At 67.3% G+C, this 14,102-nt stretch carries 11 protein-coding genes; 4 read left to right on the forward strand and 7 right to left on the reverse strand.

Annotated features, from left to right (window positions below):
* Nucleotides 1-212 precede the first annotated feature (212 nt).
* The 4 genes from BMZ21_RS16800 to BMZ21_RS16815 are packed head-to-tail and all read left to right on the forward strand — an operon-like array spanning nucleotide 213 to nucleotide 7,296.
* Nucleotides 213-998, forward strand: coding sequence for an IclR family transcriptional regulator (locus BMZ21_RS16800; protein WP_091836648.1), 786 nt, complete (start codon nucleotides 213-215; stop codon nucleotides 996-998).
* Entirely contained in the window at nucleotides 995-4,843 is a 3,849-nt protein-coding gene (locus BMZ21_RS16805; RefSeq protein ID WP_091836650.1) for a hydantoinase B/oxoprolinase family protein, read from the forward strand. The genes BMZ21_RS16800 and BMZ21_RS16805 overlap by 4 nt, the downstream gene beginning before the upstream one ends.
* Nucleotides 4,844-4,892: 49 nt before the next feature.
* Entirely contained in the window at nucleotides 4,893-6,566 is a 1,674-nt protein-coding gene (locus BMZ21_RS16810; RefSeq protein ID WP_091836652.1) for an OPT/YSL family transporter, read from the forward strand.
* A 58-nt stretch (nucleotides 6,567-6,624) separates the two neighbouring features.
* The gene (locus tag BMZ21_RS16815; protein ID WP_091836654.1) at nucleotides 6,625-7,296 is read left to right on the forward strand and encodes an AroM family protein; all 672 of its coding nucleotides are present in this window, start codon (nucleotides 6,625-6,627) and stop codon (nucleotides 7,294-7,296) included.
* 160 nt (nucleotides 7,297-7,456) lie between these two features.
* Here the strand turns inward: BMZ21_RS16815 and BMZ21_RS16820 are convergent, their stop codons facing one another.
* Genes BMZ21_RS16820 through BMZ21_RS16850 form a run of 7 tightly spaced genes read right to left on the reverse strand, consistent with a single transcriptional unit; the run spans nucleotide 7,457 to nucleotide 14,058 of the window.
* Entirely contained in the window at nucleotides 7,457-8,416 is a 960-nt protein-coding gene (locus BMZ21_RS16820; RefSeq protein ID WP_091836656.1) for a catechol 2,3-dioxygenase, read from the reverse strand.
* Entirely contained in the window at nucleotides 8,413-9,522 is a 1,110-nt protein-coding gene (locus tag BMZ21_RS16825; RefSeq protein WP_091836659.1) for a 5-methyltetrahydropteroyltriglutamate--homocysteine S-methyltransferase, read from the reverse strand. The genes BMZ21_RS16820 and BMZ21_RS16825 overlap by 4 nt, the downstream gene beginning before the upstream one ends.
* Nucleotides 9,523-9,553: 31 nt before the next feature.
* Nucleotides 9,554-10,261: an ABC transporter ATP-binding protein gene (locus tag BMZ21_RS16830; protein ID WP_091836661.1), complete on the reverse strand. Its 708-nt coding sequence runs from the start codon at nucleotides 10,259-10,261 to the stop codon at nucleotides 9,554-9,556.
* Nucleotides 10,254-11,006, reverse strand: coding sequence for an ABC transporter ATP-binding protein (locus tag BMZ21_RS16835; RefSeq protein ID WP_091836664.1), 753 nt, complete (start codon nucleotides 11,004-11,006; stop codon nucleotides 10,254-10,256). Before BMZ21_RS16835 ends, BMZ21_RS16830 begins: the two co-directional genes overlap by 8 nt.
* Entirely contained in the window at nucleotides 11,003-12,010 is a 1,008-nt protein-coding gene (locus BMZ21_RS16840) for a branched-chain amino acid ABC transporter permease (protein ID WP_091836666.1), read from the reverse strand. Before BMZ21_RS16840 ends, BMZ21_RS16835 begins: the two co-directional genes overlap by 4 nt.
* Nucleotides 12,007-12,864: a branched-chain amino acid ABC transporter permease gene (locus BMZ21_RS16845; RefSeq protein ID WP_091836668.1), complete on the reverse strand. Its 858-nt coding sequence runs from the start codon at nucleotides 12,862-12,864 to the stop codon at nucleotides 12,007-12,009. Before BMZ21_RS16845 ends, BMZ21_RS16840 begins: the two co-directional genes overlap by 4 nt.
* 21 nt (nucleotides 12,865-12,885) lie before the next feature.
* Nucleotides 12,886-14,058, reverse strand: coding sequence for an ABC transporter substrate-binding protein (locus tag BMZ21_RS16850; RefSeq protein WP_091836670.1), 1,173 nt, complete (start codon nucleotides 14,056-14,058; stop codon nucleotides 12,886-12,888).
* Nucleotides 14,059-14,102 lie beyond the last annotated feature (44 nt).

Here is a 14,102-nt window from a genome sequence, read left to right on the forward strand (position 1 = left end):
GGCAGAGCAGGTCGCAGGACCACAGCCTCTCGCGAAAGACGCCCCGCATCTAGGGTCCCGCAGGACCGATCTCGCCTCCCCGCGCGAACGATTCGAACCGCCTGATATCCATCGCCGACACAAACGGTCTTGACTCACCGTCAAGCCGGCGTAATGTTCCTTTTATTGAAACTTGAGTTCCATTTTTTGGAACTTCTTTGGAAGCGATCCGGATGTCCATTCTGACGGCAGCCGCAGACGTGCTTCGTTGCTTCTCCAGCACGCGTCACGACGTGACCGTGACCGACCTCGTGACTCTCCTGGGCATGCCAAAGAGCAACGCCTCGCGCCTGCTCAGGGCGATGCGCGACGAGGGACTTCTCGAGACGGTCGGCGACAGCAAGCGCTATCGCCCGGCGCTGCTGCTCGCCCAGATCGGCCAGCTCTATCGCTTCGCCGCTTCGCTGATCGACCGCGCCGACGCCGTGGTCGGACGCGTCTCCGATGAGATCGGCCACACCGGCTATATCAGCGTGCGCCGCGGCACCGAGATCATCGGCGTCACCGCTCATCCCGGCCGGCACGCGCTCAGGGTCGTCACGTCGATCGGCGACCGCATCCCCGCCTTCGCCTCCAGCACCGGCCGCGCTCTGCTCGCCAGGCTTCCCGACGCCGAGGTCCGCGCGCTCTACCCTGAGGGCTTCGTCGCGCCGTCCGAGACCGCGCCCCGCGACATGGACGAGCTTTTGGCGCGGCTGGCCGAGACCCGCCGCAACGGCTTTGCTGAGTCCCACGACGAGGCGGTGCGCGGCGTGCGCGCCATCTCGGTCGGCCTCGGCGATCCCGCCACCGGCGACGAGGTCGCGCTCTGCATCTCCTTCCCGGCTGCGACGGTCGAGCCGAGTGAGCGCCTTTCCATCATCCGTTCCCTGGCCGAAGGCGCCGCCGAGATCGCGGCCTTGACCCAGGACAAGCGCTTCTTCCCCTTGAACCTCTCATCTTCGGAGACCGCTCCATGAGCAATCGCTGGCGCATCGGCTTCGACATCGGCGGCACCTTCACCGACTTCATCCTCTATGACGGTGAGAAGCGCTCGGTCCTTCTGCACAAGCGCCTGACCACTCCGCACGATCCGTCCGAGGCAGCGCTGATCGGCCTTGGGGAACTCGTCGAGATGGCCGGGATCACGCTCGCCGATGTCGGCGACATCGTCCACGGCACGACCCTCGTCACCAACGCCGTGATCGAGCGCAAGGGCTCCAGGCTCGGCCTGATCACCACGAAGGGCTTCCGCGACATCCTCGAAATGGGGACCGAGCAGCGCTACGACATCTACGATCTCTTCCTGACCTTCCCCGATCCGCTGGTCTCGCGCGAGCATCGCCTTGAAGTGCCCGAGCGCATGGACCGCGACGGCAAGGTCGTGACCGCGCTCGACGCCGAAGCGGTGCGCAAGGCCGCCCGCGAGCTCGCCGCCGCCGGCTGCGAGGCGATCGCGATCTGCTTCCTCAACAGCTACCGCAACCCCGCCCATGAGCAGGAAGCGGGGCGCATCGTGCGAGAGACCTGCCCGGAACTCACGGTCTCGCTGTCGAGCGAGGTCGTCGCCGAGATCTGGGAATACCAGCGCTTCGTCACCACCGCCGCCAACGCCTATGTCCAGCCGCTGATGCGGCGCTATCTCGAGCGGCTTGAGCGCGAGCTTGCCGCCCGCTCCTTCACCGGCGCGCTCCGGCTGATGCATTCGGCCGGCGGCCTGGTCTCGCCCGAGACGGCCCGCACCTTCCCGATCCGCCTGCTCGAGAGCGGTCCGGCCGGCGGCGGCCTCGCCACGGCCCTGTTCGGCGAGCTCGCCGGCCACAAGGACGTGATCTCCTTCGACATGGGCGGCACCACTGCCAAGGCCTGCATGATCGAGGACGGCCGCGCCGAGATCGCGCCGATGCTGGAAGCCGGCCGCGTCAACCGCTTCGCCAAGGGCTCTGGCCTGCCGATCAAGGCGCCGGTGATCGACATGATCGAGATCGGTGCTGGCGGCGGCTCGATCGCGGCGATCGACGAGGTCGGCCTGCTCAAGGTCGGCCCGCATTCGGCCGGCTCCGATCCCGGCCCGGCCTGCTATGGCATGGGCGGCACGAAGCCGACCGTGACCGACGCCAATCTCGTGCTCGGCTACTACGATCCCGGCTTCTTCCTCGGCGGGCGCATGGCGCTCGATCTCGACGCAGCGCGCAAGGCCGTCGCCACCGTCGCCGAGCCGCTCGGCCTCTCCATCGAGGAAGCGGCCTGGGGCATCCACAAGGTCGTGGTCGAGAGCATGGGCGCCGCCGCCCGCGTCCATCTCGTCGAGAAGGGCAAGGACCCCCGCCATTACGCCATGGTCGGCTTCGGCGGCGCCGGCCCCGCCCATGCCGTCGATGTCGCCCGCGTGCTCGGCGTCAGGCAGGTCATCATCCCGCCGGCCTCGGGCGCTGCCTCGGCGCTCGGCTTCCTCGCCGCGCCGCTGTCCTTCGACATGGTGCGCTCGCTGCCGGTCGAGTTCTCCGAAGGCTTCGACGCCGCCGCGGTCAACCGCGTGCTGACCGAGCTGGAGGAAGAAGGCCGCAAGCACCTGATCGAGGCCGGGGTGAAGCCCGCCGATGTCACTGTCGAGCGCACGGCCGATATGCGTCTCGTCGGCCAGATGCACGACATCTCCGTGCCGCTGCCCTCCGGCGCGATCGATGCGTCGAGCCTGGAGGCGATCCGCACCGCCTTCAGCAAGGCCTATTCGGCCCGCTACACCTCGGTCTATGAGGGCGCCCGTCTGGAAGCGATCAACTTCCGCGTCCGCTGTGCCGGCCCGGTGCCGACGCTCTCGCTCTCCGGCGCTGCCGGCGGCGGCGACGCCACGAACAAGGTCAAGGGCAGCCGCCGTGCCTGGTTCGAGGGCGGCTGGAGCGAGGCGGAGGTCTATGACCGCTACGCCCTGCGCGCCGGAGACACGATCAAGGGCCCGGCGATCATCGAGGAGCGCGAGGCGACCACGATCGTGCCGCCCGGCGACAGCGTCACGATCGACGAGGTCCTGAACCTGATCATCCATGTCGGCCAGGCCAATGCGGCCGAGACCACGATCACCGCCGACATGCCCCTCGCCGAGGCCGCGCGCCGCATCGAGGCCGATCCGATCTCGCTGGAGATCATGTGGAGCCGGATGATCAACGTCGTCGAGGAGATGTGGCTGACCGTCTGCCGCACCGCCTTCTCGCTGGTGATCTCGGAGGCCCAGGACTTCGCCTGCGAACTGCTCGACCCCGAAGGCGAGACGCTGGCGCACAGCCCACGCGCCATGCCGGTCTTCAACCTGACGCTGCCGCGCGCGGTCAAGGCGCTGCTGGAGCGCTATCCGGCGCAGACGCTGAAGCCCGGTGACGTGCTGATCACCAACGACCCCTGGCTCTGCGCCGGTCATCTCTTCGACATCGCCATCGTCACCCCGGTCTTCCTGGGGAACCGCGTCGTCGGCCTGATGGGTACCGTTGGCCATGTCTCCGACATCGGCGGCACCAAGGATTCGTTGCGCGCCCGCGAGATCTACGAGGAAGGCTTCCAGATCCCGCCGATGAAGCTCTACGAAGCCGGCAGGATCAACGAGACGCTGGTCCGCCTGCTCGCCGAGAACGTGCGCAATTCCGAGCAGGTGCTCGGCGACCTGCACTCCTTCGTCGCCGCCAACGCCATCGGCACCGAGCGGCTGCAGTCCTTCCTCACCGACTACGGCATGCAGGACCTGCGCGCCCTCGCCCATGTCGTGCAGAGCCGTTCCGAGAAGGCGATGCGCGAGGCGATCCGCGCGCTGCCTGACGGCACCTATCACGGCACCGTCTCGAACAACCCGCTCGGCACGCCGATGACCTATCCGCTGGCGCTGACGGTGAAGGACGACACCATCCATCTCGACTTTGCCGGCGCGCCGCCACAGCTGCCGCAGGGCGGGCTGAACTGCACGCTCAACTACACGATGGCGCACGCCACCTACCCGCTGAAATGCATGCTGACGCCGTCGGTGCGCGGCAATGCCGGCTGCTACCGCGCCTTCTCGATCGATGCGCCCAAGGGCTCGATCCTGAACTGCGACAAGCCGCTGGCGGTCAACCTGCGCACCCGCACCGGCTGGTACCTGGCGCCGAATATTTTCCGCGCCCTGTCGCAGGCGGCGCCCAAGCAGGTGCAGGCCTTCACCGGCCTGCCGGTGGCGGCGAGCGTCTATGGCCGCGACCAGGCCGGCGACACCTATTCCGACATGCTCTTCGTCGGCGGCGGCCAGGGCGGCTCGGCCCATGGCGACGGCAAGTCCGGCCTGCTCTACCCGACCTCGGCGGCCAACACCTCGATCGAGACCTTCGAATCGCGGGTGCCGGTGCTGGTGGTCGAGAAGACCTATCTGACCGACTCCGGCGGCGCTGGCCGCCAGCGCGGCGGCCTCGGCCAGCGCGTGCGCCTGCGCAAGCTCTCCGATGACGGCCTGCCGACCCTGGTCTCGCTCTATCCGGAAGGGGTCAACAACCCGATCCCGGGCCTGTTCGAGGGCAAGGCCGGCGGCGGCGCCTCCGGCCGGATCATCGACGAGCAGGGCCATGTGCTGAAGGACGTCGGCACCGGCGACCTCGTCCAGGTCAGGCAGCCGCACGAGATCGTCGAGCTCGTGCTCGCCGGCGGCGCCGGCTACGGCCCGGCCTCGGAACGCTCCCGCGAGGCGATCGCCCGCGACATCGCGCTCGGCCTCGTCTCACCGGAAGCGGCCAGGCGCGATTACGGCATGCATGCCGCCCATGCCTCCCAGGATGTCGGCGAAGCCAAGACCGGCATCCTTGTTGCCTGACCGATCAAGCGAAAGACGCCCGCTGAGGGCCAATAAGGGGACGTAAGGCATGACGACGCAGAATGACGGAGTGCCTCAGCGGCACCCCAGCCTGTTCGAGCCGGCGACGCTGGCGCTGATCGCGATCCTCTGCGTCTTCGGCGCGATCATCGGGATGCAGCTGCTGGTATCGCTCGGCATCACAGCCAACACCTCGCTGATCGGCGCGCTCGCCGCCATGGCTCTGGCGCGCGTGCCGCTCGCGATCTTCGCGCGCTATCGCTCGATCCACGTCCAGAACCTGGCCCAGAGCGCTATCTCCTCGGCCACCTTCGGCGCCGCGAACAGCCTCTTGCTGCCGGTCGGCATCCCCTGGCTGCTCGGCCGGCCGGACCTCGTCCTGCCGATGCTGGCCGGCGCCTTCTTCGCCATGCTGCTCGACGGCTACCTGCTGTACCGGATGTTCGATTCCCGCGTCTTCCCGGCAACCGGCGCGTGGCCGCCGGGCGTCGCCGCCGCCGAGGCGATCAAGGCCGGCGACGAGGGCGGGCGCAAGGCGGTGCTGATGGGCGTCGGCTTCGTCACGGCGATCCTCGTCGGCTTCGTCAAGGTGCCGCTGGCCTGGATCGGCTTCGCCGGCTCGGCGGCGATGTCGAGCATTCCGATGTCGGCCTTCGGCGTTGCCTTCATCGGCAACATCTGGGCGCTGGCTATGTTCGGCGTCGGTCTGTTGCTGCGTGGCTATTCCAGCCCGATCTTCGGCGGCCCGCTCTTCGAGACGATCATCCCCAAGGGCGACCTGATGGCCGCCTATATCCCGCACGGCTTCATGATCGGCGCCGGCCTCGTCGCACTGCTCCAGGTCGGCCTGCTGCTCTTCCGCCGCAATGAGGCGCAGAGGCAGGCCGAAGCCGCCTCCGGCACCACCGATGCCGAAGTGAAGCGCGCTCTCGGGCTCGGCACCATCGGCTATCTCGTCATCGCCGTCTTCCTTGCTCTGGTCGGTGGGCTCATGACCGACATGTCGATCGGCATGCTGATCCTGTTCGTGCTCTACGCAGCCTTCGCGGCCTATGTGCACGAATTGATCGTCGGCCTCGCCGCCATGCATTCCGGCTGGTTCCCAGCCTTCGCGGTGGCGCTGATCACCCTGATCATCGGCATGCTGCTCGGCTTCCCGATGCCGGCGCTGGCGCTGCTCGTCGGCTTTTCGGCCGCGACCGGCCCCGCCTTCGCCGACATGGGCTACGACCTCAAGGCCGGCTATCTCCTGCGCGGCAATGGCGTCGATCCCGCCTTCGAGCGCGAAGGCCGCCGCCAGCAGCTCTTCGCCGCCATGTTCGCCTTCGTCATCGCCGGCGCGGTCGTGCTGGTCTCCTACCAGTCCTTCTTCGACCGGAACCTCGTCGCCCCCGTCGACAAGGTCTATGCCGCGACGATCAAGGCCGGCGTCGCGCCCGGCGTCGCCTGGCAGCTCTTCCTCTGGGCGATCCCCGGCGCGATCCTGCAATTCATCGGCGGGCCGAAGCGCCAGATCGGCGTGCTCTTCGCCACCGGCCTCCTGATCAACTTCCCGATGGCGGGCTGGGCGGTGCTGGCCGGTATCCTCTGCCGTCTCATCTGGGAGAAGTTGCGCGGCGCCGATGGCGACGGCGACATGGAGGTCTTCGCCGCAGGCGTCATCGCCGGCGATGCGATCTTCTCCTTCTTCGACTCCGTCCTGAAGAACTTCAACAAGCCATGAGGGCTTAAGGCTCGGGCCGGCACCGGCCCGAGCCGCTTCACATCAGGAAGGAAGCGCCATGGCTAAGCTCGGCACTCTCACCATCGGCCAGGCGCCGCGCGCCGACATCACGCCGATCCTCGATGCCGTGCTGGGCTCGGAGCTGCCGCGCCAGCATGCCGGCGTGCTCGACGGCCTGTCGCGCGCAGAGATCGACCGCGACTTCGCGCCCGAGCCAGATGGCGCGCTCCTGATCACCAGGCTGCTCGACGGGACCTCCGTCGTCATCGACCGGGAGCGTACCGAGCAGGCGGCGCAGGCCAAGCTCCGCGCGCTCGAAGCCACCGGCTGCAGCACGATCCTGATGCTCTGCACCGGCCATTTCGCCAGCCTGCGCACGAAGCGCGCCCGGCTGATCGAGCCCGATCGCATCCTGCCGCCGACGGTCGCGGCACTGGTCCAGGATGCCCAGCTCGGCATCATCGTGCCGCTCGCCGAGCAGATCGCCTCCGAGGCCGGGAAATGGGCGCCGCTCGCCCGTCCGCCGATCTACGCCGCCGCCTCGCCCTATGGCGGCGACGGCGCCTCCGTTGCGGAGGCGGCCGAAGCCCTCGCCGAGCGCGGCGCCGACATCCTGCTGATGGACTGCATGGGCTTCGTCGAGCGGCATCGCCAGGAGGCGGCCGCGGGGGGCCTCCCCGTCATCCTGTCGAACGCGCTGATCGCCAAGATCGTCTCGGAAGTGGTGTGATCGTCCCCAAGCCTGCTGAGCTCTCACGGAAAAACGCTGTCATCCCGGGCTTGACCCGGGATCCATTCCGGAGCCTATCCGAAAGAGGTTCCGGAATGGGTCCCGGGTCTTCGCTTCGCTACGCCCGGGACGACTCGCGTTAAATAACATAGCGCGCGCCCTACCCCTTCGCCGAGGGCGGCGTGCCGTGGGTGTGGAAACTCTCGATCGTCTTCAGCCCCCAGGCCTGGCCCTTCTTCCGCTCCTCTTCCGTCCAGGTCACGGTCTGCCAGTCGGGATCGAGGATCAGGCGCGCGCCGGCATTGGCGATCTCGACGCGGTTTCCGGCGGGTTCATAGACATAGAGGAAGAAGGTTTGCTGCACCGCGTGCTTGTGCGGCCCGGTTTCGATGAAAACGCCGTTCTCGAGAAAGAGATCGGCCGCCTCCAATATGTGCTCGCGCTGGTCGACGGCATAGGTGACATGGTGGAAGCGCCCGCGCGCCGGGGTGTGGTCGCGGGTATAGGCGATGTCGTAGCTCTTGTTGTTGACGGTGAACCAGCAGCCGCCGACCTCGCCGGAATCGAGCACGATCTGCTCGGTCACCCGGCTGCCCAGCGCCTTCGGCATGAAGTCGCGGATCGCCGCGACGTCCTGCGCCAGCAGGTTGAGATGGTCGAGCCGGCGCACGGCACAGCCCCGGCCATGGTTGCGCTGCGCCTGGTTCTTCAGGGCAGGCCGTTCCTTTTCAGGAGCGGCATACTTATTGGTCTCGAAATAGATCTCGAAGACATGATCGTCCGGATCGCGGAAGCGATAGGCCCGGCCATGGCCGAGATCGCCCTCGCTCCAGCCGATGCCGCAGCCCATCGCCTCGATCGCCGCGACGCGGCGCAGGAGCGCCGCCTCGCTTGAGGCGCGATAGCCGATATGGCCGACACCGGTCGTCTCCGCCGCGGTGAGCTTCAGCGTGTGGAATTCGTAATCGTCCCAGGCACGCAGGTAGACGCTGTCGCCCTCGCGCCCGCTCTCCGTCAGCCCGAAGATCTCGACGAAGAAGTCGAGGCTCTCCTGCGGCTTGTTGGTGAAGAGCTCGACATGGCCGAGATGGGCGATGTCGAAGCAGGGCTCGCTGCTCATCCCCAGACTTCCTTGGCAACTTCGAGGATGCGCGAGAGCTTGGCCCATTGCTCGTCCTCGGCCAGGACATTGCCTTCCTCGGTCGAGGCGAAGCCGCATTGCGGCGACAGGCAGAGCTGCTCGAGCGGCGCGTATTTGGACGCCGACTCGATCCGGCGCTTGAGATTGTCCTTGCTTTCGATCTCGCCGAACTTCGAGGTCACCAGCCCGAGCACGACCTGCTTGTCCCCCTTGGGCAGGAAGCGCAGCGGCTCGAAGCCACCCGAGCGGTCATCGTCCCACTCCATGAAATAGCCGTCGACATTGATCTCGTTGAAGACCATCTCGGCGACCGGCTCGTAGCCGCCAGAGGCGATGAAGGTCGACTTGAAATTGCCGCGGCAGGTATGGGTGGTGATCTGCATGTCGGCGGGCTTCGCCTTCAGCGCCGCGTTGAGCACGTCGCGATAGATGAAGACCAGCTGTTCCGGGTCGTCGCCGCGCTCGGCCAGCATCTTGCGCTGCTCGGGATCGCAGAAATAGGACAGGCTGGTATCGTCGAGCTGCAGATAGCGGCAGCCGGCATCGTAGAAGGCCTTGATCGCCTTGGCGTAGACCTTGCCGAGATCCTCGTAATAGTCCTCGATCCGCAGATAGGCACTCGGATCGATCGCCTTCCGGCCGCCGCGATAGTGCAGCATGGACGGGCTCGGGATCGTCATCTTCGGCACCCGGCTGGTCGTCGAGGCGAGGAACTTGAAATGGGCGAGATGCGGATGATCGTCCGGGAAGTCGAGCTTGCCGGTGACGCGGACGGCATGGCCCTTGGTCGTGACGCCCTTGAACTGGATGCCTGAATCGGTCTCGAAGCTGGTGACGCCGGAGAGTCCGTCGAGGAAGTCGAAATGCCAGAAGGCGCGGCGGAACTCGCCATCGGTCACAGCCTGCAGGCCGACCTCCTCCTGCTTGCGCACGAGCTTCCTGATTTCCTCGTCCTCGATCGCGGTCAGTTCGGCCTGACCGATCTCACCGGCGGCGAGCTTGGCGCGGGCTTCCTTGACCGGCGCGCTGCGCAGCAGGCTGCCGACCATGTCGCCCCGGAACGGCGGCTTCTGTCTCTGGCTCATGGCGTTTCCTTTCACTGGTTCTGTCGTTGGTTCAGGCGGCTGCGAGGCCGAGATGGCGCTCCAGCCGTGACGGGTCGGCGAGGAGCTCGGCGCTCCCCGCGGCGAGGACGATGCGGCCGCGCTCGAGCACGATCGCCTCGTCGGTGAGCTCGAGGATCTTGCGGGCGTGCTGCTCGATCACGATCGCCGACAGCCCTTCGTCGCGGACGAGCCGCTTCAGTGCGCGCAGCAATTCCTCGACGATGATCGGCGCCAGCCCCTCGGTCGGCTCGTCCAGGAGCAGCAGCTTCGGATTGAGCATCAGCGCCCGGCCGATCGCCAGCATCTGCTGCTCGCCGCCGGAGAGCTGGTTGCCGAGATTGGCCTTGCGCTCGGCGAGGCGCGGGAACATCGAAAAGACGCGCTCGGTCGTCCAGGCGCCCGGCGTCGCGACGGCAGTCAGGTTCTCCAGCACGGTCAGCGACTTGAAGATGTTGCGCTCCTGCGGCACCCAGCCGATGCCGGCATGGGCACGCTGCTCGGGCGTCGCCGTGGTGAGATCGCGCCCTGCAAGCACAATCCGACCGCCGCGGCGGCGGGTGACGCCGATGATACTGTTGACCAGGGTGGTCTTGCCGACGCCATTGCGGCCGAGCAGCGCCAGCGAGCGCCCCTCGGCGAGCGAAAGATCGATGTCGAACAGCACCTGGGCCTCGCCATAGCCGGCACTGAGGCGTTCGACTTCGAGGAGCTCAGCCATGGCTATGCTCCCCGAGATAGGCGGCGCGAACGGCCGGATCATTGGCGATCTCGCTCGGCGTGCCGTCGGCGAGCAGGCGGCCATTGACCAGCACCGTGATGCGCGTCGCGAAGCGGAAGACGAGGTCCATGTCGTGCTCGATCAGCAGGACCGAGACGTCCTCCGGCAGTCCGGCGACCATCGCCATCAGCTCGCGTCGCTCGGCCTCGGGCACGCCCGCCGCCGGTTCGTCGAGCAGCAGCACGCTCGGCCTCGCCGCGAAGGCGGCGGCGATCTCGATCTGCCTTTGCTTGCCATAGGGCAAGGTCGCGATCCGCTCGTCCATGATGTCGTCGAGCCTGAAGCGGGCAAGGATCTCGGCCGTCTCGGCGACGAGTTCCTTGTCCCTGTCGAGGGCACGCAAGGGCTGCCGGCCGCGGCCGAGCCGCTCCGAGGTGACGAGCGCGATCATCTCGACAGGCGTCATCGTTCCGAAGAGCTGGTTGATCTGGAAGGTGCGCGCCAGCCCGCGCCCGACCCGCGCCTCGCGGGGCAGCGTGGTGATGTCCTCGCCCATCAGCTCGACCCGGCCGGAACTCGGGCGCAGCACCCCGGTCAACTGGTTGACGAAGGTGGTCTTGCCGGCGCCGTTCGGACCGATCAGCGCGTGGCGCGCGCCCTTTGCCAGCGTGAAGTCGACATGGTCGGTCGCGGTGATGCCACCGAAGCTCTTGCAGAGATCGAAGGTCTGGAGCGCCACGCTCATGTCGACGCCCTCCGGCCGAGGCGCGCGACACGGCCGACAACCGCCTTGATCCCGCCATGGATCAGTTCGCGGCCGCCGAGGACGAAGAGGACAAGGAACAGCCCGATCCAGAACATCCAGTATTGCGGCGTGAAGCTCGCGATCACGTCCTGCAGCAGCTTGAAGGCAACCGCGCCGATCAGCCCGCCATAGAGATAGCCGGCGCCGCCGATGATCAGCACCAGCATCAGGTCGGCCGAGCGATGGAAGGCGAGCACGTCGAGCGAGACGAATTGCGTGGTCTGGGCGAGCAGCGCCCCCGCCGCCCCGGCATAGGCGGCCGCGAGCGTATAGACCGCGACGAGCCGCCAGTGCAGCGGCACGCCCGAGGCGGCAGCGCGCAGCGGGTTGTCGCGGATCGCCCGCAGCGAAAGGCCGAAGGGCGAGCCGACGATGCGGCGCGCCAGCACGAACAGCACGAATAGCACGGTAAGCGAATAGAGATAGGCGACGCTGCCGAAGATATCGAACTCGAACAGGCCGAGCACCGGCCCCATCATGATGCCCTGCAACCCGTCTGCGCCGCCGGTGAGCCAGCCGAGCGAGTTGGCCAATTCCCCAAGGATCAGCGCGACACCGAGCGTCACCATCAGACGTGTCAGGTCGCTGCCGCGCAGGATCAGCGGACTGCTGATCAGCCCGAGCAGGCCGGCGGCTCCCATTCCGACCGCGAGCCCCGCCAGCGGATCGGCGCTGGCATGCTTGGCGAAGAGCCCGGCCGCATAGGCGCCGAAGCCGAAGAAGGCGGCATGCCCGAGCGAGACGACGCCGGCATAGCCGAGGATCAGGTCGAGCGAGAGCGCGAACAGCCCGAGGATCGCGATCTCGTTGAGGATCAGGAGCTGGCGCGGCAGCAGGAAGAAGGCCGCCAGCGCCAGGACCCAGAACACGATCTCGGCCGGATGCCAGCGCCGTGCGCCATAGAGCGAGCGCCGGACGCGCGCCTCGATGCTGTCGGCCTTCATGCCCGGCTCCTCGTGAAGAGCCCGTGCGGCCTTGTGATCAGCAGGACGACCATCAGCGCGTAGATGATGAAGGCGCCGAGCTGCGGCACGAGATACTTGCCGCCGACATCGGCGACCCCCAGCAGCATCGCCGCGAAGAACGGACCGGAGATGGTCGAGGTCCCGCCGACGGTCACGACGATCAGGAAGTAGATCATGAACTTCAGCGGGAAGGTCGGATCGAGCCCCATCAATTCAATGCCGAGCGCGCCGCCGAGGCCAGCAAGACCGGAGCCGAAGGCAAAGGTCAGCGCGAACAGCCGGTTGACCGGGATGCCGAGGCCGCGCGCCACCCTGGCATCATCGACCGCGGCGCGTAGCCGGCTGCCGAAGCGTGTGCGGGTGAAGCCCCATTGCATCGCGAAGGCGAGCGCGCCGCAGAGCAGGATGATGAAGAGCCGGTAGCGGCCGACGCCGATGCCGGCGAGATCGAAGCGCCCGCTCAGCCAGGCCGGCAGCTGCACGAATTGCTGGCTCGAGCCCATCAGGTAGTCGGCACCGGCGACGGCCATGAATACCAGCCCGATCGAGAACATCACCTGGTCGAGATGGCTCTTGGCGTACATCGGCCGGTAGACCAGCCGCTCCAGCAGCAAGCCCGCGAGCGCAGCGGCGAGGAAGGCCGCCGGCAGCGCCCACAGGAACGGCAGGCCGAGCCGCTGCATCGCCAGCACGGTGACATAGCCGCCGAACATGGCAAAGGCGCCGTGGGCGAGGTTGACGAAGTTCATCAACCCCATGGTCACGGACAGCCCGCAGGCCAGCACGAACAGGATCATGCCGTAGGCGACGCCGTCAAACAGGATGGTGAGCACGTCGGGTCCGCCCTGCCAGGCTTACTTCTTCGCCTTGGTCGGATCCTTGACGTTGGGGATCGTCTCGAACTCCTGATTGTAGAGCTCGCCGTTCACGCGCTCGACCTTGCGGATGTAGACGTTCTGGATGATGTCGCGGGTCTCGGGATCGATCGAGATCGGCCCGCGCGGGCTCGTCCAGCTCATCCCCTTCATCGCGTCGACCAGCGCCTGACCGCCCTCGCCCTTGGTCTTCTTCAGTCCCTCATAGAGCGCGTGCATGCCGTCATAGCCGCCGACCGCCATGAAGTTCGGGCGCAGGCCCGGATTGGCCTTCTTGAAGCCCTCGACAAAGGCCTTGTTCTCGGGGCTGTCATGCGAGGCGGAATAGTGCTGGGCGGTGATGACGCCGAGCGCGACATCGCCCATGCCGTTGAGAATATCGTCATCGGTCAGATCGCCGGTGCCGATCAGCTTGATCCCGCTCTTGTCGAGGCCGCGCTCGACGAACTGCTTCATGAACTGGGCACCGACGCCGGATGGCACGAAGACCAGCAGCGCTTCGGGCTTGGCGTCGGCGACGCGCTGCAGGAAGGGCGAGAAATCGGGGTTCTGCAGGGGCACGCGGATGTTCTCGACCTGGCCGCCGCCGGCCTTGAACGCCTCCGAGAACGAGCTCTCGACGTCATGGCCCGGGCCGAAGTCCGAGACGATGGTGATGACGCGCTTGGTGCCCTGCTTGGCGATCCAGGTCCCGAAAGGCGCCGCGATCTGCGGCACGACCTGGCTGGTGCGCACGATGAAGGGCGAGCGCTCGGTGATGATCGCGGTCGCCGCCGCCATCACCACCATCGGCGTCTTCGCCTGCGTCGCCAGCGGCGCGGTCGCGAGCGCCAGCGGCGTCAGGCCGAAGCCGGCTATCGCGGTGACCTTGTCGTTGACGATCAGCTCCTGCGCGATGCGGCGGGTGACGTCGGCCGTGCCGGTGTCGTCCTTGACGATGAGCTCGACCTTCTTGCCGGCGACGGTCGCGCCCTTCTCCTGGATATAGAGATTGGCCGCCGCGGCGATCTGCCGTCCGGTCGAGGCGAAGGGGCCGGTCATCGGCAGGATCAGGCCGATCTTGACCGCGTCCTGCGCCAGAGCCGCGCCGCTGCCCGAGGCGGCCAGAGCCAGGCCGAGCATTCCTTTAAGAACCGTCCTGCGAATGGTCATGTCGTTCCTCCCGAGTGTTTGGCCAATCCCCTTGCCGGGGCTTT

This window comes from Allobosea lupini (assembly GCF_900109525.1).
Classification (GTDB): Bacteria; Pseudomonadota; Alphaproteobacteria; order Rhizobiales; family Beijerinckiaceae; genus Allobosea; species Allobosea lupini.

Excerpts from the sequence above, each read along its gene's own strand:
- BMZ21_RS16830 (WP_091836661.1), bottom strand. The coding sequence starts at position 10,261 with ATGGCTGAGCTCCTCGAAGTCGAACGCCTCAGTGCCGGCTATGGCGAG.
- BMZ21_RS16805 (WP_091836650.1), top strand. The coding sequence starts at position 995 with ATGAGCAATCGCTGGCGCATCGGCTTCGACATCGGCGGCACCTTCACC.
- BMZ21_RS16840 (WP_091836666.1), bottom strand. The coding sequence starts at position 12,010 with ATGAAGGCCGACAGCATCGAGGCGCGCGTCCGGCGCTCGCTCTATGGC.
- BMZ21_RS16825 (WP_091836659.1), bottom strand. The coding sequence starts at position 9,522 with ATGAGCCAGAGACAGAAGCCGCCGTTCCGGGGCGACATGGTCGGCAGC.
- BMZ21_RS16810 (WP_091836652.1), top strand. The coding sequence starts at position 4,893 with ATGACGACGCAGAATGACGGAGTGCCTCAGCGGCACCCCAGCCTGTTC.
- BMZ21_RS16800 (WP_091836648.1), top strand. The coding sequence starts at position 213 with ATGTCCATTCTGACGGCAGCCGCAGACGTGCTTCGTTGCTTCTCCAGC.
- BMZ21_RS16820 (WP_091836656.1), bottom strand. The coding sequence starts at position 8,416 with ATGAGCAGCGAGCCCTGCTTCGACATCGCCCATCTCGGCCATGTCGAG.
- BMZ21_RS16835 (WP_091836664.1), bottom strand. The coding sequence starts at position 11,006 with ATGAGCGTGGCGCTCCAGACCTTCGATCTCTGCAAGAGCTTCGGTGGC.
- BMZ21_RS16850 (WP_091836670.1), bottom strand. The coding sequence starts at position 14,058 with ATGACCATTCGCAGGACGGTTCTTAAAGGAATGCTCGGCCTGGCTCTG.
- BMZ21_RS16815 (WP_091836654.1), top strand. The coding sequence starts at position 6,625 with ATGGCTAAGCTCGGCACTCTCACCATCGGCCAGGCGCCGCGCGCCGAC.